Annotated in this window: 22 protein-coding genes; 10 read left to right on the top strand and 12 right to left on the bottom strand. The window is 61.6% G+C overall.

Features of this window, described 5'->3' with window-relative positions:
* Positions 1 to 42: 42 nt before the first annotated feature.
* The 7 genes from OQ248_RS10345 to OQ248_RS10315 all read left to right on the top strand — a co-directional run bounded on the left by OQ248_RS10345 (position 43) and on the right by OQ248_RS10315 (position 7,853).
* Positions 43 to 1,701 (top strand): Na/Pi cotransporter family protein, encoded by a 1,659-nt coding sequence (locus OQ248_RS10345; RefSeq protein ID WP_134828627.1) that lies wholly within the window; start codon positions 43 to 45, stop codon positions 1,699 to 1,701.
* Positions 1,702 to 1,795: 94 nt separating this feature from the next.
* Entirely contained in the window at positions 1,796 to 3,187 is a 1,392-nt protein-coding gene (locus tag OQ248_RS10340; protein WP_265812774.1) for an insulinase family protein, read from the top strand.
* A gap of 76 nt (positions 3,188 to 3,263) precedes the next feature.
* Entirely contained in the window at positions 3,264 to 4,292 is a 1,029-nt protein-coding gene (locus tag OQ248_RS10335) for a DUF5924 family protein (RefSeq protein ID WP_119429912.1), read from the top strand.
* 55 nt (positions 4,293 to 4,347) lie between these two features.
* On the top strand, positions 4,348 to 5,496 hold the full coding sequence (locus OQ248_RS10330; protein ID WP_265812773.1) for an ABC transporter permease: 1,149 nt from the start codon (positions 4,348 to 4,350) through the stop codon (positions 5,494 to 5,496).
* A 14-nt stretch (positions 5,497 to 5,510) separates the two neighbouring features.
* Positions 5,511 to 6,296, top strand: a complete 786-nt coding sequence (locus OQ248_RS10325) for an ATP-binding cassette domain-containing protein (RefSeq protein WP_265815083.1) — start codon at positions 5,511 to 5,513, stop codon at positions 6,294 to 6,296.
* Between the two features lies 1 nt (position 6,297).
* Positions 6,298 to 7,236, top strand: a complete 939-nt coding sequence (locus OQ248_RS10320; RefSeq protein ID WP_265812772.1) for an MlaD family protein — start codon at positions 6,298 to 6,300, stop codon at positions 7,234 to 7,236.
* Positions 7,233 to 7,853, top strand: coding sequence for an ABC-type transport auxiliary lipoprotein family protein (locus tag OQ248_RS10315; protein ID WP_265812771.1), 621 nt, complete (start codon positions 7,233 to 7,235; stop codon positions 7,851 to 7,853). Before OQ248_RS10320 ends, OQ248_RS10315 begins: the two co-directional genes overlap by 4 nt.
* 114 nt (positions 7,854 to 7,967) lie before the next feature.
* Here OQ248_RS10315 and OQ248_RS10310 read toward each other — a convergent pair whose 3' ends face one another.
* From OQ248_RS10310 to OQ248_RS10290, 5 genes are all read right to left on the bottom strand, one after another.
* Positions 7,968 to 9,197, bottom strand: coding sequence for a spore maturation protein (locus OQ248_RS10310; protein WP_192559401.1), 1,230 nt, complete (start codon positions 9,195 to 9,197; stop codon positions 7,968 to 7,970).
* Between the two features lie 102 nt (positions 9,198 to 9,299).
* The gene (gene gltP, locus OQ248_RS10305; RefSeq protein ID WP_011331769.1) at positions 9,300 to 10,631 is read right to left on the bottom strand and encodes a glutamate/aspartate:proton symporter GltP; all 1,332 of its coding nucleotides are present in this window, start codon (positions 10,629 to 10,631) and stop codon (positions 9,300 to 9,302) included.
* A gap of 697 nt (positions 10,632 to 11,328) precedes the next feature.
* A complete protein-coding gene (locus OQ248_RS10300; protein WP_085713053.1) occupies positions 11,329 to 11,793 on the bottom strand; it encodes an inhibitor of vertebrate lysozyme family protein in 465 nt (154 codons plus the stop codon).
* 2 nt (positions 11,794 to 11,795) lie between these two features.
* On the bottom strand, positions 11,796 to 11,960 hold the full coding sequence (locus OQ248_RS10295; protein ID WP_003177151.1) for a DUF1328 domain-containing protein: 165 nt from the start codon (positions 11,958 to 11,960) through the stop codon (positions 11,796 to 11,798).
* Positions 11,961 to 12,027: 67 nt separating this feature from the next.
* Positions 12,028 to 12,312: a hypothetical protein gene (locus OQ248_RS10290; RefSeq protein ID WP_265812770.1), complete on the bottom strand. Its 285-nt coding sequence runs from the start codon at positions 12,310 to 12,312 to the stop codon at positions 12,028 to 12,030.
* A 427-nt stretch (positions 12,313 to 12,739) separates the two neighbouring features.
* On the opposite strand from OQ248_RS10290, the gene algB reads away from it, so the two are divergent.
* Positions 12,740 to 14,086 (top strand): sigma-54-dependent response regulator transcription factor AlgB, encoded by a 1,347-nt coding sequence (gene algB / locus OQ248_RS10285; RefSeq protein ID WP_025112294.1) that lies wholly within the window; start codon positions 12,740 to 12,742, stop codon positions 14,084 to 14,086.
* Between the two features lie 10 nt (positions 14,087 to 14,096).
* Positions 14,097 to 15,887 carry a KinB sensor domain-containing domain gene (locus OQ248_RS10280; RefSeq protein ID WP_265812769.1) on the top strand — a complete coding sequence of 597 codons (1,791 nt, stop codon included), beginning with the start codon at positions 14,097 to 14,099 and terminating at the stop codon, positions 15,885 to 15,887.
* Here OQ248_RS10280 and OQ248_RS10275 read toward each other — a convergent pair.
* From OQ248_RS10275 to OQ248_RS10245, 7 genes are all read right to left on the bottom strand, one after another.
* Positions 15,884 to 17,497 carry an EAL domain-containing protein gene (locus OQ248_RS10275; protein ID WP_119429918.1) on the bottom strand — a complete coding sequence of 538 codons (1,614 nt, stop codon included), beginning with the start codon at positions 17,495 to 17,497 and terminating at the stop codon, positions 15,884 to 15,886. The two genes, OQ248_RS10280 and OQ248_RS10275, sit on opposite strands and share 4 nt — an antisense overlap.
* Positions 17,498 to 17,571: 74 nt before the next feature.
* Positions 17,572 to 18,351, bottom strand: a complete 780-nt coding sequence (locus tag OQ248_RS10270) for an N-acetylmuramoyl-L-alanine amidase (RefSeq protein WP_265812768.1) — start codon at positions 18,349 to 18,351, stop codon at positions 17,572 to 17,574.
* A 95-nt stretch (positions 18,352 to 18,446) separates the two neighbouring features.
* Complete coding sequence (locus tag OQ248_RS10265; protein ID WP_265812767.1) at positions 18,447 to 20,549, bottom strand: diguanylate cyclase; 2,103 nt, start codon at positions 20,547 to 20,549, stop codon at positions 18,447 to 18,449.
* Entirely contained in the window at positions 20,546 to 21,424 is an 879-nt protein-coding gene (locus tag OQ248_RS10260) for an endonuclease/exonuclease/phosphatase family protein (RefSeq protein WP_265812766.1), read from the bottom strand. Before OQ248_RS10260 ends, OQ248_RS10265 begins: the two co-directional genes overlap by 4 nt.
* 14 nt (positions 21,425 to 21,438) lie before the next feature.
* Positions 21,439 to 22,080: a thiol:disulfide interchange protein DsbA/DsbL gene (locus OQ248_RS10255; protein WP_085713046.1), complete on the bottom strand. Its 642-nt coding sequence runs from the start codon at positions 22,078 to 22,080 to the stop codon at positions 21,439 to 21,441.
* A gap of 211 nt (positions 22,081 to 22,291) precedes the next feature.
* Positions 22,292 to 22,903, bottom strand: a complete 612-nt coding sequence (locus tag OQ248_RS10250) for a c-type cytochrome (RefSeq protein ID WP_169428253.1) — start codon at positions 22,901 to 22,903, stop codon at positions 22,292 to 22,294.
* Positions 22,904 to 22,935: 32 nt separating this feature from the next.
* Positions 22,936 to 23,241, bottom strand: coding sequence for a c-type cytochrome (locus OQ248_RS10245; protein ID WP_085713044.1), 306 nt, complete (start codon positions 23,239 to 23,241; stop codon positions 22,936 to 22,938).
* A 191-nt stretch (positions 23,242 to 23,432) separates the two neighbouring features.
* Between OQ248_RS10245 and yihA the strand changes: the two genes are divergently transcribed.
* Entirely contained in the window at positions 23,433 to 24,077 is a 645-nt protein-coding gene (gene yihA / locus OQ248_RS10240; protein WP_085733858.1) for a ribosome biogenesis GTP-binding protein YihA/YsxC, read from the top strand.
* The last annotated feature ends 130 nt before the right edge of the window (positions 24,078 to 24,207 follow it).

The raw sequence follows: 24,207 nt of genomic DNA, 5'->3' as shown, positions 1-24,207 counted from the left end.
TCAACTTGCCCCTTTGGGGCGCTGCAACTACAGGGGGTCTGCATGCTCACCCTGCTCAATCTGCTTTCCGCCGTGGCCTTGCTGATCTGGGGCACGCACATCGTTCGGACCGGCATCCTGCGGGTGTACGGCACCAACCTGCGGCATGTGATCGGCCAGAACATGTCCAGGCGCTGGCTCGCCTTCATCGCCGGCATCCTCGTGACCGCCATGGTGCAGAGCAGCAACGCCACCGCCATGCTCGTCACCTCCTTCGTCGGCCAGGGCCTGATGGCGCTGACTCCGGCCCTGACCACCATGCTCGGCGCCGACGTCGGTACGGCGTTGATGGCGCGGGTGCTGACGTTCGATCTGTCGTGGCTGTCGCCGCTGCTGATTTTCCTCGGGGTGATTTTCTTTCTCTCGCGCAAACAGACGCGGCTCGGGCAGATGGGCCGTGTGGCCATCGGGCTGGGGCTGATCATTCTGGCGCTGCAACTGATCGTCGAGGCTGCCGGGCCGATTACCCACGCAAAAGGCGTGAAGGTGATTTTTGCCTCGCTGACCGGCGACATCCTGCTCGACGCCCTGGTCGGTGCATTGTTCGCGATGATTTCCTACTCCAGCCTCGCCGCCGTGCTGCTGACCGCGACCCTGGCCGGCGCCAATGTGATCAGCCTGCCGGTGGCGATCGGTCTGGTGATCGGCGCCAACATCGGCAGCGGCGTGCTGGCCTTCATGAGCACCAGCATGCAGAACGCCGCCGGACGGCAAGTGGCGTTGGGCAGCCTGTTGTACAAACTGATCGGGCTGTTGCTGATCATTCCGGTGCTCGATCCGCTGGCGCACTGGATCGACAACCTCGATTACAGCCCGCAGGAAATGGTCATCGGCTTCCACCTGCTCTACAACACGGCGCGCTGCCTGATTCTGCTGCCGACGGTCGCACCCATGGCTCGGCTGTGCGCCTGGCTGTTGCCGGAGCGTCCGGAGGTCAACGGCACTGCCAAACCGCGTCATCTCGACGCGACGGCACTGGTCACGCCAAGCCTGGCGCTGGCCAACGCCGCCCGGGAAACCCTGCGCATGGGCGACCTGATCGACAACATGCTCGATGCCGCCCTCGATGTGCTGCGCGGCAAGCAGACCGCCGTCACCCAGGAAATGCGCAAACTGACCGATGACGTCGAGGCCCTGTACAGCGCGATCAAGCTGTATCTGGCGCAGATGCCCCGGGAAGATCTCGGCGAGCAGGACAGTCGGCGTTGGGCGGAAATCATCGAACTGGCGATCAACCTCAAGCTCGCCAGCGACCTGATCGAACGCATGCTGCGCAAAATCCAGCAGCAGAAGACTTCGCAACGCCGCTCGTTTTCCGAGGACGGGCTGGAAGAGCTTGCCGGACTGCACCAGCAATTGATCGCCAACCTGCGGCTCGGGCTGTCGGTGTTTCTCAGTGGCGACAAGGAAAGTGCTCGCCAGTTGTTGCGCGAGAAACGTCGTTTCCGCGCCCAGGAGCGCCGTCTGGCACACGCCCATGTCAGCCGTTTGCAACGCAAGATCGTGCAAAGTATCGAGACCAGTTCGCTGCACCTGGAGTTGATTGCCGACATGAAACGTTTGAATTCGCTGTTCTGCAGCAGCGCGTACGTGGTGCTTGAAACCTCCGACACCGGGGCGCTGGCGGCGGACGAAATGGCGGACATCACGCATTCGCCTTGAACGTCTGGAGTTGCGGTCAGTCAGTAACTCAAGGTTCAGCCTCACGGCCGGACTGATGACACGGATCTCCAATTCAGCTGTATGGAAGCTCGTTATGCGTTGCCTGTTGTTCGCTTGTCTGTTGCTCGGTTCCTTGCCCGCCTTCGCCCTGGATCGTTTCCAGGTCGAAGGCTATGCCTTGCCCAACGGCCTGCAATTGCTGCTCAAGCCCGGCACCGAGCGCGGGCATGTGGCAATCCGGCTGGTGGTGGGCGTCGGCCTCGACGACTTCGACTGCAATGAAAAGGAGCTGCCGCACCTGCTCGAACACTTGCTGTTCAGCGGCATCGACGCCACCGGTGAAGGTGGCCTCGAAGAGCGTATGCAGGCCCTGGGCGGCGACTGGAACGCCTTCACCAGCAACGCCGACACCACTTTCGTCATCGAAGCCCCGGCAAAAAACCAGCGCAAGGTGCTCGATCTGCTGCTGGATCTGCTGACCCAGACCCGTTTCGACGACAACGCGATCAACGCCGCCAAACGGGTGGTCGAGCGCGAGGATGGCGGCCATTACACCCGTCTGCGGCGTTTTCTCGACCGTCAGGACCTTGGCCACAGTGCGAGCAATCAACTGGCGGTCGAGCTGGGTCTGAAATGCCCGCAACGGGCCGAAGTCGAGGGCCTGACCCGCGAGCAGCTAGATAAGGTGCGCAAGGCCTGGTACGCCCCGAACAACATGACCCTGATCGTCGTCGGTGACCTCGACAAGCTGCTGCCGGCTTATCTGGAACGGGCGTGGGGCGCGCTCGAGGCGGTCGATCCGAGCGAGCACCGATCGCTGCCGGACATCCGCACCAGCGCTGCTCACGAACGCACGATCACTCGCGGTTTCATCGGTAACAGCGCAAAGCTGCACTGGCTGGTGCCGGAGCCGATGCTCGACGATCAGTACGACGAGACTTTCGACCTGCTCAAGGAGTATCTGGAGTGGGCGCTGTACCGCGAGTTGCGCCTGAACCATGGTCTGTCCTACGGGCCCTGGGCCGAGCGTGAGGTGTTCGGCGGTGTCGGCTTCATGAGTCTCAACGCCGATCTGGATCGTGGCGACATCACCGAAGCCGAACAGGTGCTGGAAGACCTCAAGGCCAGCCTGCTGAAAAACGGCCTCGATGCCGATACCTTCAATCGCATCAAACAGGCAGCCATCGCCCACCAGGCCTGGGCCGTGCAGGGCAACAGTGGCATGGCCGACTATTACTGGAGCGCGCTGGGCGACTACGAGGATGGCCGCTTCGCCGATCCCGCCCGGGAACTGCAAGGGGTCACGCTGGAGGCGGCGAACAAGGCCATGCGCGAATTGCTGTTGCAGCCGGGCTATCTGCGGATCGAGAAGCCGCTGTTCAGTGACGATCAGGTGCTGTGGCTGATTGGCGGCGCGGTCGGTGTCCTGGGGCTTGTCCTGCTCGGCTGGCATCTGCGCCGGCGTAAATCCGTGCCTTCAGACTGATCGACAGCCTCGCCACAGCCCCCGGCGGGCGGTACTCTGTCGAGGTTTTTTTCTTCGACTGTCGTGAACCGCCCAAATGCCCAAATTGACCCTCCTGATCCAGCGCATCCTCGAACTGATGAAGCGCTACCCCGGGGTCATTGCGCTCGGCGGTTTCATCTCCGGCGTCGGCAGTTTCATTCTGGTCGACCGGCAACAGGGGCTGGCGAGCTGGATCACCACGATCATGCTGCTGAGCTGGATCTGGCTGATGCTGGAAAACAGCCTGACCGAGCTGTTCACCCGAGTCTTCAAACGGGAAATCCCCCAGCCGCTGCTGCGTTACGCGACGCAGATGATTCACCAGGAAAGCCTGTTTTTCGTCCTGCCGTTTTTCTTTATCACCACCACCTGGAACAGCGGCCAACTGGTGTTCACCGGGTTGCTGTGCATCGCCGCGCTGATCTCGATTGTCGACCCGCTCTACTACAAATGGCTGGCGCCGCGGCGCTGGGCGTTCCTTGCGTTGCACACCCTGACGCTGTTCGCTGCCTTGCTCACCGCGCTGCCGGTGATCATGCACCTGACCACCTCTCAGAGCTTCAAATGGGCGCTGGGGACTGCCGTGGTGCTGTCGTTCCCGAGCCTGGCGTCGATCTTCCCGATCCGCACCGTGCGTAACGCGCTGGCGATCCTCAGCATCACCATTGGTATCGGCGGCGTCGGTTGGGTCCTGCGTTCGTGGGTACCGCCGGCGACGCTGTGGATGACTGACGTGGCGATCAGCACCCAGTTGCAGGATCGCACTCCCGGCGCCAGCCTTGAACAAGTCAGCGCCGAGCAGATCCGCAACGGCGGGCTCTACGCCTACACCGCGATCAACGCACCGCGCGGGCTCGATGAGCGGATCTATCACGTGTGGCAGTTCAACGGCAAAGAGGTCGACCGCATTGCCCTCGACATCCATGGCGGGCGCAAGGAAGGCTACCGGGCGTGGACCCACAAGCAGGTTTTCCCCGGCAACCCGGTGGGCGACTGGCAGGTTCGGGTGCTGACCGAAGACGACCAGGTGATCGGCGTGCTGCGCTTCGAAGTCACGGACAGCACACCGACCAAAGAAAAGTAATCCGGTTCGTGCTATTACGTAGGTTCGCGAATTCAGCCGAACAAGCACGGAGCTTATGACCAGCAGCTCGATGACCGGTAATGCCCGACTGGACACCACGATCAGCCCTGCCCGTCTGCGGGTCACCGGGGACTGGACGCTCGCCCATTACGCCGAACTCAAGCACCTGAGCGAAACGCTCCGCGGTCAGTACGACGCCAGCACCCCCATCGATCTCAACGGCCTCGGCGCCCTCGACACCGCCGGCGCCTCGCTGCTGGTCGAACTGCTTGGCTCCGAGCGACTGGGCAAATCCGCCGAACACCCCGACTGCACGATTTCCACGGCTGACCGCGCGTTGCTGCAAACCGTGTATCGCTCGCTGACCGACTTCTGCGTGCCGATCAAGGAACCGGAAATCAGCGTCAGCGTGCAATTGCTGACCCGCATCGGCCGCGCCGTCGACACGGTCTGGCAGGACACCCTGCAACTGCTCGGCTTCGTCGGCCTGATCCTCGAAACCATTGCTCGCAGTCTGTTCCGGCCCAAACGCTGGCGGATCACGCCGATGATCGCGCACATCGAACAAACCGGCCTCGACGCCGCGCCCATCGTGGCGCTGCTGACCTTTCTGGTGGGCGCGGTGGTGGCGTTTCTCGGGGCGACGGTGCTCGCCAGTTTCGGCGCCAGCGTGTTCACCGTGGATCTGGTGGGCTTCGCCTTCCTGCGCGAGTTCGGCGTGTTGCTCACGGCGATCCTGATGGCCGGCCGCACCGCCAGTGCCTTTACCGCACAGATCGGCTCGATGAAGGCCAACGAGGAAATCGACGCGATCCGCACCCTCGGCCTCGACCCCATGGAACTGCTGGTAGTGCCGCGGGTGCTGGCCTTGCTGGTGGCGCTGCCGATGCTGACCTTCCTCGCGATGATCTGCGGGATCATCGGTGGCGCTGTGGTGTGTGCGGTGTCGCTGGATATTTCGCCGGCGATGTTCCTGTCGCTGCTGCAAAGCGACATAGGGATTCAACATTTCCTGGTTGGCCTGGTCAAAGCCCCGATCTTCGCGTTCCTGATTGCCGCCATCGGCTGTCTGGAAGGCTTCAAGGTCAGCGGCAGCGCCGAATCGGTCGGCGCCCACACCACCTCGAGCGTGGTGCAATCGATCTTCGTGGTGATCGTGCTCGATGCGGTTGCCGCGCTGTTCTTCATGGAGATGGGCTGGTGAGTCGTCTACCCCGCATGCCGTCCGAGGCGGTGATCGAAGTCCGTGGCCTGTGCAATCGCTTCGGCAGCCAGAGCGTGCACGAGAACCTCGACCTGGACTTGTACAAAGGCGAAATTCTCGCCGTGGTTGGGGGTTCCGGCAGCGGTAAGTCGGTGTTGCTGCGCAGCATCGTCGGCTTGCGCCGGCCCAGCGAAGGTATGGTCAAGGTGTTCGGCCAGAATCTGCCGAGCCTGCCAGAGCATGAGCGTTCGCTGATCGAGCGGCGCTTTGGCGTGCTGTTCCAGAAAGGCGCGCTGTTCTCCTCGCTGACCGTCACCGAGAACGTCGCCCTGCCCCTGATCGAACACGCCGGCCTGAGCCGTGACGACGCCGAGCACCTGGCGGCGGTGAAGCTGGCGCTGGCCGGGCTGCCGCTGTCGGCGGCGGACAAATACCCCGCCTCGCTCTCCGGCGGCATGATCAAGCGCGCGGCACTGGCCCGGGCGCTGGCGCTGGATCCGGACATCCTGTTTCTCGACGAACCTACCGCCGGCCTCGATCCGATTGGTGCGGCGCAGTTCGACCAGTTGATCCTGACCCTGCGCGACGCGCTGGGCCTGAGCGTGTTTCTGGTGACTCACGACCTCGACACGCTCTACACCATCACCGACCGGGTGGCGGTGCTGGCGCAGAAAAAAGTGCTGGTGGCCGGGCCCATCGACGTGGTCTCGGAAACCGACGACGCGTGGATTCACGAATATTTCCACGGCCCTCGCGGCCGCTCGGCGCTGGACGCCGCCAAACTGCTCAACGAGGTCTGACATGGAAACCCGAGCCCATCATGTGTTGATCGGCCTGTTCACGGTGATTGTGGTGGCCGGCGCCCTGCTCTTCGGTCTGTGGCTGGCCAAGTCCAGCGTCGACACCGAGTTCAAGGATTACGAAATCGTCTTCAACGAGGCGGTCAGCGGCCTGTCCCGGGGCAGCCCGGTGCAGTACAGCGGGATCAAGGTTGGCGACGTGGTCAGCCTGCGGCTCGATCCGCAGGACCCGCGCCGGGTGCTGGCGCGGATTCGCCTCGGTGGCGACACGCCGGTCAAGGAAGACACCCTGGCAAAACTGGCCCTGGCCGGGATCACCGGCACCTCGATCATCCAGCTCAGCGGCGGCACGCCAGAGAGCCCGAAGCTGCGTGGCAAGGACGGCGAACTGCCGACCATCGTCGCCTCGCCCTCGCCTATCTCGCGGCTGCTCAATGACAGCAACGACCTGATGAGCGGGGTCAGCACGCTGCTGAGCAATGCCAATCAGATGTTCTCCGCCGACAACATCGAGCGCGTGAGCAAAACCCTCGAGCACCTTGAACAGACCACCGGTTCGATCAACGATCAGCGCGGCGATCTGCGCCAGGCCATGCAACAACTGGCAACCGTCGGCAAACAGGCTGGCAGCATGCTCGAGCAGACTTCGGCGCTGATGCGCAACGCCAACGGCCTGCTCAACGATCAGGGCAAGCAGGCGCTGGGCAGTGCCGAGCAGGCGATGAAGTCGCTGGAGCAGAGCAGCGCCACCATCAACGGCTTGCTGAGCAAGAATCAGAATTCCCTCGACAGCGGCATGCAGGGCCTCAACGGCCTTGCGCCGGCAGTGCGCGAACTGCGTGAAACCCTGACCTCGCTGCGGGCCATTTCCCAACGTCTGGAGGCCAACCCCAGCGGTTACCTGCTGGGCAGTGAAAAGAACAAGGAGTTCACGCCATGAAGCTGACTCGCCTCGCCCTCCTCGCCGGCTTCACGCTGATCGGTGCCTGCTCGATCCTGCCCAAGTCCGAGCCGCTGGACGTTTACCGCCTGCCTTCTGCACAGGCGCCGGCCTCGGCCAGCTCGGCGACCCAGCACTGGTCGCTGCGCTTGAACAAACTACAGGCCAGCGAAGCGCTGAACCGTCCGGGCATCGCCGTGATTCCCCAGGGCGATGTGATCAGCACCTACAAGGCTTCGCGCTGGAGCGATCCGGCGCCGGTGCTGGTGCGTAACCGGCTGCTCGATGGCTTTGCGCGTGATGGCCGGGTGACGTTACTCAGTACCGATGACAGCAATTTTGCTGCGGATCTGGAGCTGGGCGGCAGCTTGCAGGCGTTCCAGACGGAATATCAGGGCAATCAGGCCAGCGTCGTGGTGCGCGTGGATGCGTTGCTGGTGCGCGGCTATGACCAGAAGATTCTCGCCAGCCACCGCTTTGAAGAGCGCCAGCCGCTAAGCGATCTGCAGGTGCCGGCGGTGGTGGCCGGATTCGGTCAGGCCAGTGATCGCCTCACCGCGAAGGTGGTAGCGTGGGCTGTCGAACAGGGCCAGAAATTCGCCCCCGCAAAGCCCTGATTCACCGTAGCCCCTGTGGGAGCGGGCTTGCCCGCGATGGCGGTGTGTCAGTCACCAGAAATTCTGGATGTGCGGCCCTCTTCGCGGGCAAGCCCGCTCCCACAGGGTTTTCAATCAGCCGAAGAACCAGTAGCAGACGCCGATAGCGCCGAGCACACCCGCCAGCTCGGCCAGCAGCGCGCAACCGACGGCATGCCGGGCGCGCTGGATGCCCACCGCGCCGAAGTACACCGCCAGCACGTAGAACGTGGTCTCGGTGCTGCCCTGGATCGTCGCCGCCACCAGCGCGGGGAAGCTGTCGACCCCGGAGGTCTTCATCGTTTCGATGAGCATCGCCCGGGCGGCGCTGCCGGAGAACGGTTTGACCATCGCAGTCGGCAGCGCATCGACGAAGCGCGTGTCCCACCCTGCCCACTGCACCAGATGACGAATGCCGTCGAGGCCGAAATCCAGTGCGCCTGACGCGCGCAATACGCCGATAGCGCAGAGCATCGCCACCAGATACGGCAGCAGGTTCTTCGCGACGTCGAAACCTTCCTTCGCACCTTCGACGAACGCTTCGTAGACCTTCACCTTGCGCAAGGCACCGATCACCAGGAACAACATGATCAGGCCGAACAGCGTCAGGTTGCCGAGGATCGACGACAGCCCCGCCAGTGCCGTGGCCGACATCGTCGCCAGCAGCGCCATGAAGCCGCCGAGGATCAGCGCGCCGGGAATCAGGTAGGCCAGCACCACCGGGTCCCAGACCCGCAGCCGCTGCATGAACGCCACCGACAGGAAGCCGACGATGGTCGAGCAACTGGTGGCCAGCAGGATCGGCAGGAACACCAGCGTCGGGTCCGGCGCGCCTTGCTGGGCGCGGTACATGAAGATCGTCACCGGCAGCAGGGTCAGGGACGAGGCGTTGAGCACCAGGAACAGGATCTGCGCGTTGCTGGCGATGGTCGAGCTGGGGTTGAGCTCTTGCAGCGCCTTCATGGCCTTGAGGCCGATCGGTGTGGCGGCGTTGTCCAGGCCCAGGCCGTTGGCGGCGAAGTTCAGGGTGATCAGGCCGATGGCCGGGTGGCCGGCCGGCACTTCGGGCATCAGCCGCAGGAACAGCGGGCCCAGGGCTTTGGCCAGCCACTCGACGATCCCGGCCTTCTCGGCGATGCGCAGGAAGCCCAGCCACAGGGTCAGCGTGCCGAACAGCAGCACCATGACTTCGACCGACAGCTTGGCCATGGCAAAAATGCTTTCCACCATCGCCGCGAAGATCCCGGCGTTGCCGCCGATCAGCCATTGCCCCAGCGCCGACACGGCTGCCACGATGAAGAAGCCAAGCCACAGGCCATTAAGCATCAGTCAAATCCCCCGGAAGATGCGGCGAATGATAGCGGGGTCGCCAGAAACGACAAACCCCGGATTTCTCCGGGGTTTGTCAGGGTGCCTTGCGGGCGGGGATCAGTTTTTCGAAACGTCACCGGCCGGCAGTTTTTCCTTGCTGCGCCAGTGCGGCAGCGAGTTCCAGTAGCGCTGGCCCTTGGCGTCGTCGTACATGCCTTCCCAACGGGCGATAACCAGTACGGCGAGGGCGTTGCCGATCACGTTCAGGGCGGTACGCGCCATGTCCATCACACGGTCGACACCAGCGATGAACGCCAGGCCTTCCAGCGGAATGCCGACGCTGCCCAGAGTGGCCAGCAGTACCACGAAGGACACGCCCGGCACGCCGGCGATACCTTTGGAGGTCACCATCAGAGTCAGAACCAGCAGCAGTTGCTGGCTGATTGACAGGTCGATGCCGTACAGCTGAGCGATGAAGATGGCGGCGATGGACTGGTACAGGGTCGAACCGTCGAGGTTGAACGAGTAACCGGTCGGCACCACGAAGCTGCAGATGGCTTTCGGTGCGCCGTAGGCTTCCATCTTCTCGATCACGCGTGGCAGCACGGTTTCCGAGGACGCGGTGGAGTAAGCCAGCACCAGCTCATCCTTGAAGATGCGCATCAGCTTGATCACCGAGAAACCGAACATCTTGGCGATCAGGCCCAGAATCACGAAGGCGAAGAAGGCGATGGCGACGTAAACCAGGATCACCAGCTTGGCCAGCGGCAGCAGCGAAGCGAAACCGAAGTTGGCCACGGTCACCGCGATCAGCGCGAACACGCCGATCGGGGCGTAGTTCATGATCATGTGGGTGACTTTGAACATGCTTTCCGAAACGCCCTGGAACATCTTCACCAGCGGCTCGCGCAGGTCCGACTGCAGGCTCGACAGACCGAGACCGAACAGCACGGAGAAGAAGATGATCGGCAGCATCTCGCCGCGGGCCATGGCCGCGAAGATGTTCGACGGGATCAGGTTGAGGATGGTCTCGATGAACGCGTGTTCATGCTGTACTTCGGCGGCGGTCGCCTGGTACTTGGAGATGTCCACGGTGCCCAGGGTGCTCATGTCGATGCCCGCACCCGGATGGAACAGGTTGGCCAGCAGCAGGCCGACGACAATGGCGATGGTGGTGACGATTTCGAAGTAGATGATGGTCTTCAGGCCGATACGCCCGAGCTTCTTGGCGTCGCCCACGCCGGCGATGCCGACGATAAGGGAAGAAATGACGATCGGGATCACGATCATCTTGATCAGACGGATAAAGATATCGCCTGCCGGTTGCAGGACGTTGCTGATCCACCAGGCCTTCTCGGCACTGAAATGGTTGAGCAACGCACCGATTGCAATCCCCAATACCAGACCGATGAGGATCTGCCAGGCGAGGCTAAGCTTTGCCTTCTTCATATTCTTTACCCTTACTTGCGTTTGACTCAAGGCACATGCAGGAACTGGAACGCTCTTGGCGGAAAAGTCTGTGCATCTGCCTCCGTATAAGGTGCCCCGAAGCGCGTGTTTACGGCTCTCCGGCAGGCGAAAAAAGGCGCAACTATTCCGATGCGGGGTTGCGCCGTCTAATGCCGTAAACGCCTACCCTATGCCGAATCGGCATGAGCTTTTTTAAATGAAACTGGCGTCCCAACCGGTTCGAATACGACATTTCGGCAGGCATAAGTGCCGTGAACCGGCCATTACAGCGTAGATTGGTTATTTTTTGAACGAGTGATTTCGGCGAAAATTTTCCGAAAAAGCCTACGTTTGGAAACTAAAAGTCTCACTGGCTTGATCGACTCTTTCTCGATATACGGTCGCGACGAAACACCGCGAAATGCTTTTCGCGCGCAGTGTGAGTCATAAAAAGACGAGCAGAACGCTCTGGATCAATGTTTTGTCACTTTGAGAGCTCAGCGCAAGTCCGTCGAACCGCTCCGGGTTGGCGAACTTGCGTCGCAGCTTTTACCCTGACCCGGCCCTCATCGCAGGCACTCCCTGTACCCGTAGGTCACTCCGACCCTGCAACAGTCAGAACGTCCCGGCCCCCTGGTCATGCACCGGCCTTCCTCGGGCGGGCGCAATGGAAGGCAGCTGTCGGCTGCCTTCATGTTCAATACCAGTTCGGATCTTTCTTCAGCGTTTCCATCAACAGATCCTGCATGCCCTGATCGGGTTTGCCGAGGAAGCGGTAGGTGGCATGTCGCGTCGGCGACTTGTCGGCCGGCAATCCTTCGGGCACATCGACCAGCATGGCGTAAGCATGTTTCTTGTCGAAGCTGAACGCGACGATCAAGCGGTGGTTGAGGCATTTGTCCTGCGATTCGCAGAGCGGCCCGACCAGGTACTTGTCGCCATCTTCAGTGACGGCATTCATCTGTTGGTCCGGCGTGCCGGAGAGGTTCATCACCCATTCCGGCAGGCGTTCTTCCTTCTTCACCACGCCTTCCCAGGTTTCCCTGTAGTGCGGGTCCGAACTCAACAGCTCGTTGACCCGCGTCTGGCCATCATTGGCCGCCATCGCCATGGCACTACCGCCCAGAAGCAGGGCGGCTGCCAGTGTCTTTAAAGCACTCATGGTCAACCTCGGCCGCGACGGCCAAAGAAGAACGAGGCGATGAACATCACCAGGAACACGACAAAGAGAATCTTGGCGATACCCGTGGCGGTGCCCGCGATACCACCGAAGCCCAGTACTGCAGCGATGATGGCAATGATCAGGAATGTGATTGCCCAGCTCAACATGGTGATTCTCCTTGTTTCTATTTAGGGGTGTTGCCGGTCTCGGCGCAGCGGCGCCCAGATTCGTGGATCAGAAAACCCAGCGTTCTTCGCGTGGCACGTCGCCCAGCGGCTGTGGCTGGTCGACATCCATCATGCGCATCGCACCGTTGTCGGCCTGGCTGCTGCTGACGGCGCTGAAGTGCGTTTGGGTTGCGTGCTGCATCGAAATCAGGGGCTCGGGTTGCTGACTCTGTTCCCAGCGCAGGTATTGCTGGCAGACGATCAGGGTAATCAGCAGCGCAAGTGCGCCAAACAGGGCCTGCTGCAGGTGCAGTGGCGAGATACGCATTTGGGCGGCACGTTGGCGAGTCATCCTGGGTTCCTCACTCTTATTCGGTTAGGGCAGTGCATATCTGCCCGGGCTGAGAGAGGTATTGCAGCCTGCATGCCAGCTTTTTTGTTTTAAAAAAACCAATAAAATCAGATGGTTACAAACGTAATGAAAAATCAGGACGACGCATCCTGCACGATGGCTCATCCACGGTCGTGCGAAATGCACGAATGCTTCGTAGGAGAAATCATTCTTTTTGAATTGAGAGCAGGGTGCGGATGTCAGAAAAGGAAGCAGGCAAATGCCTGAAAAACGCCGTTTGTTTAAAAAATCAACAAAATCAGTGAATTAGCCGTGAGGGCAGGAGAGAGCTACCCTGCTATGACTGGAATCGATCAGAATCAACCATGCAACTTGCCCGATTTTTCCGGGACTAACCCAAGACATTCACTTATGGAGCGTAGGAAAAATGGAATCAGCCACTGAGCATCAAGGCCGCATTCTGCTGGTGGACGATGAATCCGCCATCCTGCGAACCTTCCGTTATTGCCTCGAAGACGAAGGCTATACGGTCGCCACCGCCAACAGCGCGGCCCAGGCTGACGCGCTGTTGCAGCGTCAGGTGTTCGATCTGTGCTTCCTCGATCTGCGCCTCGGCGAAGACAACGGCCTTGATGTATTGGCGCAGATGCGCATTCAGGCGCCGTGGATGCGGGTGGTGATCGTCACCGCCCATTCAGCTGTCGATACGGCGGTGGACGCGATTCAGGCGGGCGCCGCCGATTATCTGGTCAAACCGTGCAGCCCTGACCAGCTGCGTCTGGCCACCGCCAAGCAACTCGAAGTCCGCCAGCTCTCGGCGCGTCTGGAAGCCCTCGAAGGCGAGATCCGCAAACCCAAGGACGGTCTCGATTCCCACAGCCCGGCGATGAAAGTCGTACTGGAAACCGCGCGGCAAGTGGCGAGCACCGACGCCAATATCCTGATCCTCGGCGAGTCCGGCACCGGTAAAGGTGAGCTGGCCCGGGCGATTCACGGCTGGAGCAAGCGCGAGAAGAAATCCTGCGTCACCATCAATTGCCCGTCGCTGACCGCCGAGCTGATGGAAAGCGAGCTGTTCGGTCACAGCCGCGGCGCGTTCACCGGGGCCAGCGAAAGCACCTTGGGCCGGGTCAATCAGGCGGATGGCGGCACACTGTTTCTCGACGAGATCGGCGACTTTCCCCTTACGTTGCAACCCAAGTTGCTGCGTTTTATCCAGGACAAGGAGTACGAACGAGTAGGGGACCCAGTCACCCGCCGCGCCGACGTGCGCATCCTTGCGGCCACCAACCTCAATCTTGAGGACATGGTGCGTGACGGTCGTTTCCGTGAAGACCTGCTTTATCGCCTGAACGTCATCACCCTGCATTTGCCTCCGTTGCGCGAGCGAGCCGAAGACATCCTGACCCTGGCTGACCGCTTCCTCGCCCGTTTCGTGAAGGAATATGCCCGTCCGGCCCGTGGCTTCAGCGACGAGGCCCGGGAAGCACTGTTGGGCTACCGCTGGCCCGGCAACATCCGCGAGCTGCGCAACGTGGTCGAGCGGGCGAGCATCATTTGCCCGCAGGAGCGGGTGGAAATCAGCCACCTCGGTATGGCCGAGCAACCCGCCAACAATGCGCCGCGCGTCGGTGCGGCCTTGAGCCTCGACGAACTGGAGAAGGCCCACATCGGCGCGGTGCTGGCGACTGCCGGCACCCTCGATCAGGCCGCCAAGACCTTGGGGATCGACGCCTCGACCCTGTATCGCAAGCGCAAGCAGTACAACCTGTGAGCGCCCGCCGATGAAACTGGCGATGAAGTTGCGGACCCGCTTGTTCCTGAGCATTTCCGCGCTGATCACCGTGGCCTTGCTCGGGCTGATGCTCGGGCTGGTCAGCGTGATGCAAATGGCCGGTACTCAGGAGGCGTTGATCCGCAACAACTTCGTCACCCTCGATCTGGGCCTCAAGCTGCGCCAGACCTTGGGCGATCAACTGATCATGATGCTTGCCGAGAAGCCCGATCCGGTGGCCTTCGAAGCGTCCAAACAGCATTACTTCGAACTGCTCGACGAGGGCATCGCCCAGGAACAGAAGGACGACGGACGCCAGTACGGGTTCAGTCAGGCCAAAGCGGATTATCTGAACTTCCTCCAGGCATTTGATGTGTCCCGCGACCCGGCTGCGGCCCTGAGCGGTAGCGGCGATCTGCGTGAACGCTTCAACACTCTGCGCAACGGCTTGATCGCCGAGCACAAGCACGCACTGGATAACATCAACTCCGTACAACACGCCGCCCGCGACCGGGCCTTGCTGATTGCCGGCCTGCTCGGGCTGGTGGGGCTGGCGGTGCTGATCATCGGTTTCATCACCGCCCAGGGGATTGCCCGCCGGTTCGGTTCGCCGATCGAGGCGCTGGCGAAAGCCGCGGACAACATCGGCCAAGGTAATTTCGAAGTGACCTTGCCAGTGTCTTCGGCCATGGAAATCAACCTGCTGACCCGGCGTTTCGGGCTGATGGCCGAAGCCCTTCGCGAGCATCAGGCGACCAATGTCGATGAATTGCTGGCCGGCCAGCAGCGTTTGCAGGCCGTGCTCGACAGCATCGATGACGGCCTGCTGATGATCGACCGTCAGGGGCATCTGGAGCACTTGAACCCGGTGGCCCAGCGGCAATTGGGTTGGGACAGTGACCGTTTTGGCGAAGGCCTGGGCAGCGCGCTCCAGCGTCCGGAGCTGGATGCGCAGCTGCAACTGGTGCTGCGCGGCGGCACCCTTGAGCGCGCGCCGGAAGATTTGAGCATTGAGGTCGATGGCGAGTCGCGACTGCTGACCTACAGCCTGACCCCGGTCAGCCATACCCAAGGGCATATCCTCGGCGCGGTGATGGTGCTGCATGACGTCACCGAGCAGCGGGCCTTCGAGCGGGTGCGCAGCGAATTCGTATTGCGTGCCTCCCACGAACTGCGCACGCCAGTGACCGGCATGCACATGGCGTTCGGGCTGTTCCGCGAGCGGGCGAAGTTTCCGGCGGAATCCCGTGAGTCGGATCTGCTCGACACGGTCAATGAAGAAATGCAGCGCCTGATGCAGTTGATCAACGACCTGCTGAATTTCTCACGCTATCAAAGCGGGTTGCAGAAACTCACGCTGGCGCCGTGCTCCATCGAGGATTTGCTGGCTCAGGCGCAATCGCGTTTTGCCGACACGGCGGCGCAGAAGGGCGTGGCATTGAATGTCGAGGTACAGAGTCCGTTACCGCGCTTGCAGGCCGATCAGGCCCAGCTGGATCGGGTGCTGGACAACCTGATCGACAACGCCTTGCGCCATACGGCCCGTGACGGCCTGATCCGTTTGCAGGCACGCCGGCATGGCGAGCGGGTGATCATCAGCGTCGAAGACAATGGCGAAGGCATCGCCTACGGTCAGCAAGGGCGAATTTTCGAGCCGTTCGTCCAGGTCGGACGCAAGAAGGGTGGGGCCGGACTCGGGCTGGCGCTGTGCAAGGAAATTGTCCAGTTGCATGGCGGCCGGATGGGCGTCTATTCGCGGCCGGGGCAGGGCACGCAGTTCTACATGGCGCTGGCGGTCTAGGCTTCGTCGTCCATCCGGCGGCCGGCGAGCCGCCGTCCCCGGGTAATCAGCTCGATGAATTGCACGGCGCTCAAGGCATGGGCGAACAGCCAGCCCTGACCGAACTTCACGCCTTCGCTGCTGAGCAGCGCTGCTTGGGATTCATGTTCGATACCTTCGGCAATCACCTTCAGGTCCAGTGCCTGGGCCATGTGAATGATGTGTGGCGCCACACCGCTACTGGCCGCGTCATGGCCGAGGGCGTCGATAAAGGCCTTGTCGATTTTCAGGCAGTCCACCGGCAGGGTCTGCAGGTAGGCGAGGCTGCAATAGCCGGTGCCGAAATCGTCGATCAGCACTTGATGACCGACATCGCGCAGCGCTTGCAGGTTTTCCCGTGCGACCACCACATCGATCAGGCCGCGCTCGGTCACTTCGAACGCAATCTGCCGCGCTGCCACCCGGTGCAGGCTCAGCAGCCGCGCCATGACCTGACCAATGCGCGGCACCATCACGTCACAGGCCGCCAGGTTCACCGAAATATACAGCTGCGGATTGGCTCGCAGTAATTGACCCAGTTGCTCCAGCAGGCGCTGGAGGACGAAATCGGTCATCTGGCGGATCTGCCCGGTGTTTTCCGCCATCGGAATAAACAGGTCGGGGCTGGTCAGCGTGCCGTCCGGCCGGCGCCAGCGCAGCAGGGCTTCGGCGCCGACGCAGTTGCGGCTGTCGAGATCGAAGATCGGTTGATACAGCACCTGCAACTCGCCACGGCGGATTGCACCGTGAAGCTCGGCATCCAGCGACTGACGCTGGCGCACTATCCAGAACACCAGAACGCCCACCAGCGCCCCGAGTACCAGACAGAACGGCACCATCCACCACCACAATTCCGGGATATGCATGCCGGTACGTGGTGTGATCAATACCAATTGATATTCCGGATTGTCGGTGGGCATGCGATAGATGAGATGCGTCTGGGTAACCTGCAACGCGTCGGTGGACTTCGGTGGCCACGGTTCAGTGGGTGGCCAGGCCTGTGGAACGCCGAGTACCGGAATCGCCCGGGTCCCGTGATCCAGCACCACCAGCAGGCTGCTGTCTGGAGACAGGTCGACCATGTCGGTCAGGTGCCCGCGTGAGGTGGCCACGCGAAAGTTGCCGCGGCCGAGCATCAGCGCTGCGCGGTTTTCGTCGGGTTCGGTGGTGGTGTTCAGCCAATAGCTGTAGGTCGGGCCCTTGATGTCCGGCGGGCGGACGACTGACAGGCCTTCCTGGCGCGGGCGGTTGGAGCAGATGCGCGATGCATCCATGTAGGCGGCTTCATAGACGAAGCGGTAGTTGAAGGTCACTTGCTGCAGCGTGGCGATCATTTCGTCATCGCAGCTGCGCAATGGCTGGGCTTCCAGATCGTCCAGACTTTCGCGCAACTGGCCGAACAATTGCTCCAGGCGAGCCAGGAAGCGCTCGCCCTGAGCATTCATTTCCTGGCTTTCGCTCTGTTCGACCTGATGCATGGCCACGAACAGCCCGCCGGTGATCAATAGGCCTGCACTGAGGACAGCCGCCAGCATCGCCAGAAACCACGGACGATAAAACCAGCTACGCAGCGCCTCTCGGGTAGCAACCATATGGATATCCGAAGAATTACCAATGAGTTATAGCTGCTGATTGCAGTTTCGCCCTGACCGTCGGGCGGGCGTCATTATTTTGTCTGATTCAACACCAGCAGCAACGCTGCCGTTTGCGCATCCGGAGTACCGTCGAAGCGGGAAGGACGGAAGTGCATCTGGAAGGCTGCGAGGACATGGCGGGTCGCCACGTCCAGCTCGCCGTTCTGCGGCGTTGCGTAGCCCAGGCGTGCCAGTTGGGTCTGGAACCAGCTGATGCTCGGTAACTCCACCTCGAACCGCACTTGCTGGCGGGCGACAGCTTGTTCGTCCGGCCACAAGCCAAGGCCTTCGGCAGCCAGGCGCTTCCACGGGAACAATGGGCCCGGATCAAGCTTGCGCAGCGGTGCGATATCGCTGTGGCCGATGATGTGGTCCGGGCTGATGCCGTTGCGTTTGCTGATGTCCTTGAGCAGGACGATCAACGACTGAACCTGGGCTTCACTGTACGGATACCACACGCGCCCGGTCGGAGTGTCCTTGAAGCCAGGGTTGACGATTTCGATGCCGATGGAGCTTGAGTTTAGCCAGGTACGACCCTGCCATTCGCTTTCGCCGGCATGCCAGGCCCGCAGGTTTTCATCCATCAGCTTGTAGATCGTGCCGTTTTTGTCATCGCCGATCAGGTAGTGGCTGCTGACTTCACCGTGGGTCAGCAGTTGCAGCGAACGCTCGAGAGAGGCGGAGGTGTAATGCACGATCACGAATTGCGCGCGGCTGTCGTGATTGGCAGAAGGATGGCTGGTGTCGTAGCGCGGTCCGCTGGCACAACCGGCCAGAATGAGCAGCGACGTGATGATGGCAAGGAATTTCATGGCAGTACACGCAAGTCAGTAATGCAACAGTGTAACGTACTGACTTGCGTGCGAACGGCAAAAGGGCTGATTTAAATGAAATGGAACAATTGTCTTCAGCCCAGCTCCACCCGGTTGCGACCTGCGTTTTTGGCCCGGTACAACGCCTGATCGGCTCTTTTGAGCACCAGATCGCTGTGTTCTCCCGGTCTGAACGCCGCCAGCCCCATGGAAATGGTGATCGTGACGCGCTCACCCTTGAAGTGGAACGGGCAGGCCTCGATGGACGCGCGCAGGGTTTCCAGCAGTTTGGCGCCGACGGCCGGCGGAGTTGCCGGCAACAGCAGGACGAATTCCTCGCCGCCGAACCGGGCAATGAAATCGCTGCCGCGCAGGCGCTTGCGCAGCACCGTGGCGATGATCTTCAGCACTTTGTCGCCGGCCAGATGGCCGTAGTTGTCGTTGATCCGTTTGAAGTGATCAAGGTCGAGCATCGCCAGGCTCAGGGTGTTGCCGTGCTGCTGCCACTGCGCGATCTCGTGGTCGAGCCGCTCGCTCCAGGCGGCGCGGTTGGGCAGGCCGGTGAGCGGATCGATCAGGGCTTTCTGGCGCTGCTCTTCAAGGTGCTCGCGGTACCCAAGGGCTTCCTGCTCCATGTGCGCCACCCGTTCGGCCAGGCTCCTCAGGCGTCCGGCCACTTCCTGCTCACGGGCGTCGCGCTGTTTCTGGTGCTGGTCCATCGTGCCAAGCAGGCCTTCCAGGTGGTTTTCCAGTACCTGCTTGAGGTCGTCCAGGTCCGCCGCTTCCTGCACGCTGGTCTGCAGGCCATCGACTTGTTCGCGGATCTGCGTGTCCATCGCTCGCGCCGCCGAGCTGTTGTCGGCGTGACCTTCGCTGGCAGCCTGCAGGTTGCTCTGGAACGCTTCGAGGCGTTCGTTGAGCTGTTGCAGATAGGCCTCGAACTCGTGCTGACCGCTGTCGGTGATGGCCAGCATCAAGGTCGCCAGATCGTCGAGGATCGGTAGCAGTTCGTACCAGTTCAGGCCATTTTTCAGCCGGTCGCGCATGGCTTCGGCTTGCGGGCGGTGGCGCTCAGGCAGGGTCAGGTCGTCCAGCAGGCCGATCAGCGTGTCTTCGATGTGCTTGGCCACCGAGCTGTAGGACGGTTCGGGCGAATCCGGCAGGGCATAGAGAATGTCTTGCTCGGGTTGCTCCGGGTCGATGGCCGCCAGCGCCTGCGCGATGGGCTCGGGCAGAGGCAGGCTGTCGAGGAAGACCGGGGGCGGGCTGTCGCCGGGGTGGATCAGCTCGTCAGGGTTAATGGCGATCGGCGTCGATGGCGCAAAGACCGGAGGCGGCGTGAAGGCTTGCGGTTCGGGTTCTGGCTCGGAGGGGGCCGGTTCGCTGGGAGACGGAACGACTTCTGTGAGGATCCGGGCAGGCTCGAAGGCAACCACTTCCGGCTCTGCAACAGGCTCAGGTGTTGATATTGGTGTTGGTGCTGAAGCTTGCGGTGGCGCGACCAGAGGTGCGGCGACTGGTGCTTCACTGACGGTGGCAATGGCTGCCGGTTCGGCGATTGCGGCAGGCGCTTCTGGCATTGGCGCGCTTTCAGGCGCGGCGGGCGGTTTCTCTGGTTGAGCGGCCGGAGTGATCACGGCAGGCTGAGCTACAGGTGCAGGCGTTTCCTCACTGTCGCGGCTGCCGAACAGGCGTTGCAGCAACCCCGGACGCCCCGGTTCCGCCGGCGTCTCCAGTTGGCTCAACGCCTTGCCCTGCAAACCACTGAGCTCACTGAGCAGCAGCGGCATTTCCCGCGCCTGACTGACTCGCCCGTCGAGCTGCTTGGCGAACTTCTTCAGTGGCTGCGCGACATCTCGGGGCAGGGGCAGCGCTTGCAGCTGAGCCACCAGTGAATTCAGCGCGGTGCTGACCTGCTCGATCCGGGTTTCGCGGCGTTGCTCGGAGTCGAGCACGGCTTTTTCAAGGCGCGGCAGCAGGGCGGCGAGGCCGGCGTCCATGTCGTCCGTGCGCACCACATCGCGCATTTCCTTCATGCATTGATCGACCACGCGATCGGTGCCTTCCGCCGCGAGGGTGCTACGCACCAGGCCGCGACGCAGCAGGTCGAGCCGGGCATCCCATCGACGTTCAAGCTTTTCTTGTTGTTCGATGCTTTTGAGGTATTTTTCTTTCCAGCGCTGGGCTTCGTCGCTCATTCAGGCGTTCCGCGAGGGGCAGGACTCAACGCGGGCAATGCATCGGCCGTGAGCGAACCCGGCAGACGAATCTCTACCGCGACGGGCAGGTGATCGGAAATCGGTTGGGCCAGCACTTCGACCTTTTCCAGAGTCAGGGTCGGGCTGAGCAGAATATGGTCAAGGCAGCGCTGCGGGCGCCAGCTGGGGAATGTCGCTTCGAGTTGCGGGGCCAGCAGGCCGAGGCCGCGCAGGGGCGAGTGTTGCAGCAGGTCGCTGGCGTGAGTGTTCATGTCGCCCATCAGCACCTGATGCTTGTAGCCGCCGATCAGCTCGCGGATATAAGCCAGTTGCATGGTGCGTACCCGGGCGCCGAGCGCCAGGTGCATCATCACCACCACCAGTGCCTCGGGACCTTCACCAAAGCGCACCAGGATCGCCCCGCGACCTTTCGGTCCCGGCAGCGGATGGTCCTCGATCGCCCACGGGCGCAGGCGACTGAGCACGCCGTTGCTGTGCTGGGCCAGTCGGCCAAGGTTGCGATTGAGTTGTTGATACCAGTAGGGGAAGGCGCCGAGGTGGGCCAGGTGCTCGACCTGATTGACGTAGCCTGAGCGCAGGCTGCCGCCATCGGCTTCCTGCAGGGCGACCAGATCGAAGTCGCCGAGCAGATTGCCGATCTTCTGCAGATTGCCGGAGCGGCCGGGGTGCGGCAGCAGATGCTGCCAGCTACGGGTCAGGTAGTGCCGATAACGCTCGGTGCTGATGCCGACCTGGATATTGAAGCTGAGCAAGCGCAAACGGCTGTCTGCGGGCAAGCCCGTGGATTCCAGGTGATGCTCGTTGACCTGCGGATCATGCAGGCCGACGAGACGTTCGGTTCCCCAGCGGCGCATGGCGATTGCCGCGCTTAGTTGGCGGCTGCCTTGTTGGCCGCTCGCTCTTTGGCGACCAGTTGGTCAGCCAGTTTCAGAGCCTCTTCGGCACCCCCGGCAGAGCCGATGTCAAAGCGGTATTTGCCGTTGACGATCATGGTTGGTACGCCGGAGATTTCATATTTCTTGGCCAGTTCACGAGCCTTGACGATCTGGCCCTTGATGGCGAAGGAGTCGAAGGTGGCGAGGAACTTGTCCTTGTCCACGCCCTGGGTGGCTAGGAAGTCGGCCATGTCGTTCTTGTCGGTCAGCTTCTTGTGTTCTTTCTGGATCGCGTTGAACACGGCAGCGTGAACGCTGTGCTCGACGCCCATGGCTTCCAGGGTCAGGAACATCTGGCCGTGTGCGTCCCAAGGGCCGCCGAACATGGCCGGGATGCGGACGAAGTTGACGTCGGAAGGCAGTTTTTCAACCCAAGGATTGATCACCGGCTCGAAGGCGTAGCAGTGCGGGCAGCCGTACCAGAACAGTTCCACCACTTCGATCTTGCCAGGCACGGCAACCGGAACCGGATTGCTCAGCTCGACGTAAGGGGCAGCAGGTGCTTCGGCAGCCTGGGCGGTTACGCCGAACAGGCTGGCAGCGACGAGAGCGGCGCTGATGATCAGATTACGCATGCTTTACTCCTGGACAATTTTGTTCGCCTCGCGCGGGCTGTTTTCAGACAGATCCTGGCGGGCATGAGTTCTGTAGTGTAACGGCAGCGGCCACAAAAAAGGGCGGCCAAAGCCACCCTTTTTATACTTCATGCAACGGATTAATCGAGCGTTAACGTGGCGGGAGTTGTCCTGCGCGCGCAACGCTCTAATCACCCTCGCAGGCCTGGCCTTAGTGCAGGCCTTGAATGTAGCTGGAGACCGCCGCGATGTCCTCGTCGCTCAGCTTGCGAGCGATGGTGCGCATGGTCATGGCATCGCCGTCGTTGCTGCGACCGGCTTCTTCCTTGCGGAAATCGGTCAGCTGTTTGGCGATGTATTGAGCGTGTTGGCCACCCAGGTGCGGGAAGCCGGCGGCGGCATTGCCCGCGCCGTTCGGCGAGTGGCAACCGGTGCAGGCTGGCAGGCCTTTTTCCAGGTTGCCGCCACGGAACAGGGCTTCGCCGCGAGCGACGATCTTCGGATCGGCGGCGCCGACGCTGCCTTTCTGGCTGGCGAAATAGGCGGCGATGTCAGAGAGGTCCTGATCGCTCAGGTTGGTCAGCAGGCCGGTCATTTCCAGAACGGTGCGCTTGCCCGACTTGATGTCGTGCAGTTGCTTGGTCAGGTAGCGTTCACCCTGGCCGGCCAGTTTTGGAAAGTTTGGCGCCATGCTGTTGCCATCCGGGCCATGGCAGGCCCCGCATACGGCAGCCTTCGCCTGGCCTGCGGCGGCATCGCCTGCAGCATGGGCGAAACCTGAGATTCCCACGGTCAACAGCAGACTCACGATCAGTTTGTTCATCAGCTAATCCAACTACGGCTAAGGGTTAAGAGTTATGGACCGGGTTTACTTCCGCTCATCCAGAGGATGATGGCCTGGTAATCCTCGGCACTGCAGTCCATGCACAAACCACGCGGCGGCATCGCCTTGAAACCCTGGGTCACGTGTTGCACCAGCGTCTCCATACCTTTCGCCAACCTCGGCGTCCAAGCTTCCTGATCGCCTCTTCTGGGCGCCATGGGGAGTTGGCCGGAATGACAGGCACCACAAACACGGTTGTACACGGCTTCCGGATCCTGTGTAGCCTGTGCGCTGTAAAGCGGCATCAGAACTCCGGCAGCCAGCAGCCATTTCGTCATAAAACGACCTTTTCAGGGTTGAGAGCGATCTGCGTTCTGTTGCGCAATCAAAGTCTGTCGCTCTCGTGAACTTCATCCTTCGCTGGGACAAAGCACACACAAAATCTGCGGCATTATATACTGGCGTCACTGAAACGGAAGCGACACCGCGTTCCGCGCCCAATCCCGGCGCCGCCCACATCGGAAATCCCATGCAACTCAAGAATCCCATCCTCGGCCTGTGCCAACAGTCCACGTTCATGCTCAGTGCCGCCAAAGTCGATCAGTGCCCCGACGACGAAGGCTTCGAAGTGGCGTTCGCCGGTCGTTCCAACGCCGGTAAATCCAGCGCGCTGAACACCCTGACTCACGCCAGCCTGGCGCGCACCTCGAAAACCCCGGGTCGCACACAGCTGTTGAACTTCTTCAAGCTAGACGATGAACGGCGTCTGGTCGACCTGCCGGGCTACGGTTATGCAAAAGTACCGATCCCGCTCAAGCAACACTGGCAGCGTCACCTCGAGGCTTACCTCGGTGGCCGCGAGAGTTTGAAAGGGCTGATTCTGATGATGGATATCCGTCATCCAATGACCGACTTCGACCTGCTGATGCTCGACTGGGCCGTTGCGGCCGGCATGCCGATGCACATTCTGCTGACCAAAGCGGACAAGCTGACCTACGGCGCAGCCAAGAACACGCTGCTCAAGGTGCAGTCGGAAATCCGCAAGGGGTGGGGCGATCTGGTGACGATCCAGCTGTTCTCCGCACCAAAACGCATGGGCCTGGAAGAGGCCTACACCAAGCTGGCGGGCTGGATGGAACTGGCAGACAAAGGCGCAGAAGCGGCAACCGAATAATCGGAATATGGAAAATTGGCTGTAGTGCGGTCAGGCAAGGCAAAAGCTTTACTAAAAAGCGGAGTTTAGGGGACCTAAATGAGCATTTTTAGTAACGCTTTTAACGCAGCATGACCGCGCTACAGCCAAT

The sequence above is a fragment of the Pseudomonas sp. COW5 genome (assembly GCF_026240005.1).
In the GTDB taxonomy this organism is placed as follows: domain Bacteria; phylum Pseudomonadota; class Gammaproteobacteria; order Pseudomonadales; family Pseudomonadaceae; genus Aquipseudomonas; species Aquipseudomonas kribbensis.
Note: the sequence above shows the minus strand (reverse complement) of the source record. Positions and strands in the feature narration are given on the sequence as shown.

Excerpts from the sequence above, each read along its gene's own strand:
- OQ248_RS10270 (WP_265812768.1), bottom strand. The coding sequence starts at position 18,351 with ATGAAATTCCTTGCCATCATCACGTCGCTGCTCATTCTGGCCGGTTGT.
- OQ248_RS10280 (WP_265812769.1), top strand. The coding sequence starts at position 14,097 with ATGAAACTGGCGATGAAGTTGCGGACCCGCTTGTTCCTGAGCATTTCC.
- yihA (WP_085733858.1), top strand. The coding sequence starts at position 23,433 with ATGCAACTCAAGAATCCCATCCTCGGCCTGTGCCAACAGTCCACGTTC.
- algB (WP_025112294.1), top strand. The coding sequence starts at position 12,740 with ATGGAATCAGCCACTGAGCATCAAGGCCGCATTCTGCTGGTGGACGAT.
- OQ248_RS10250 (WP_169428253.1), bottom strand. The coding sequence starts at position 22,903 with ATGAACAAACTGATCGTGAGTCTGCTGTTGACCGTGGGAATCTCAGGT.
- OQ248_RS10320 (WP_265812772.1), top strand. The coding sequence starts at position 6,298 with ATGGAAACCCGAGCCCATCATGTGTTGATCGGCCTGTTCACGGTGATT.
- OQ248_RS10310 (WP_192559401.1), bottom strand. The coding sequence starts at position 9,197 with ATGCTTAATGGCCTGTGGCTTGGCTTCTTCATCGTGGCAGCCGTGTCG.
- OQ248_RS10295 (WP_003177151.1), bottom strand. The coding sequence starts at position 11,960 with ATGTTGAGCTGGGCAATCACATTCCTGATCATTGCCATCATCGCTGCA.
- OQ248_RS10340 (WP_265812774.1), top strand. The coding sequence starts at position 1,796 with ATGCGTTGCCTGTTGTTCGCTTGTCTGTTGCTCGGTTCCTTGCCCGCC.
- OQ248_RS10260 (WP_265812766.1), bottom strand. The coding sequence starts at position 21,424 with ATGCGCCGCTGGGGAACCGAACGTCTCGTCGGCCTGCATGATCCGCAG.
- OQ248_RS10315 (WP_265812771.1), top strand. The coding sequence starts at position 7,233 with ATGAAGCTGACTCGCCTCGCCCTCCTCGCCGGCTTCACGCTGATCGGT.
- OQ248_RS10300 (WP_085713053.1), bottom strand. The coding sequence starts at position 11,793 with ATGAGTGCTTTAAAGACACTGGCAGCCGCCCTGCTTCTGGGCGGTAGT.
- OQ248_RS10265 (WP_265812767.1), bottom strand. The coding sequence starts at position 20,549 with ATGAGCGACGAAGCCCAGCGCTGGAAAGAAAAATACCTCAAAAGCATC.
- OQ248_RS10245 (WP_085713044.1), bottom strand. The coding sequence starts at position 23,241 with ATGACGAAATGGCTGCTGGCTGCCGGAGTTCTGATGCCGCTTTACAGC.
- OQ248_RS10335 (WP_119429912.1), top strand. The coding sequence starts at position 3,264 with ATGCCCAAATTGACCCTCCTGATCCAGCGCATCCTCGAACTGATGAAG.
- OQ248_RS10275 (WP_119429918.1), bottom strand. The coding sequence starts at position 17,497 with ATGGTTGCTACCCGAGAGGCGCTGCGTAGCTGGTTTTATCGTCCGTGG.
- OQ248_RS10345 (WP_134828627.1), top strand. The coding sequence starts at position 43 with ATGCTCACCCTGCTCAATCTGCTTTCCGCCGTGGCCTTGCTGATCTGG.
- gltP (WP_011331769.1), bottom strand. The coding sequence starts at position 10,631 with ATGAAGAAGGCAAAGCTTAGCCTCGCCTGGCAGATCCTCATCGGTCTG.
- OQ248_RS10330 (WP_265812773.1), top strand. The coding sequence starts at position 4,348 with ATGACCAGCAGCTCGATGACCGGTAATGCCCGACTGGACACCACGATC.
- OQ248_RS10325 (WP_265815083.1), top strand. The coding sequence starts at position 5,511 with ATGCCGTCCGAGGCGGTGATCGAAGTCCGTGGCCTGTGCAATCGCTTC.
- OQ248_RS10290 (WP_265812770.1), bottom strand. The coding sequence starts at position 12,312 with ATGACTCGCCAACGTGCCGCCCAAATGCGTATCTCGCCACTGCACCTG.
- OQ248_RS10255 (WP_085713046.1), bottom strand. The coding sequence starts at position 22,080 with ATGCGTAATCTGATCATCAGCGCCGCTCTCGTCGCTGCCAGCCTGTTC.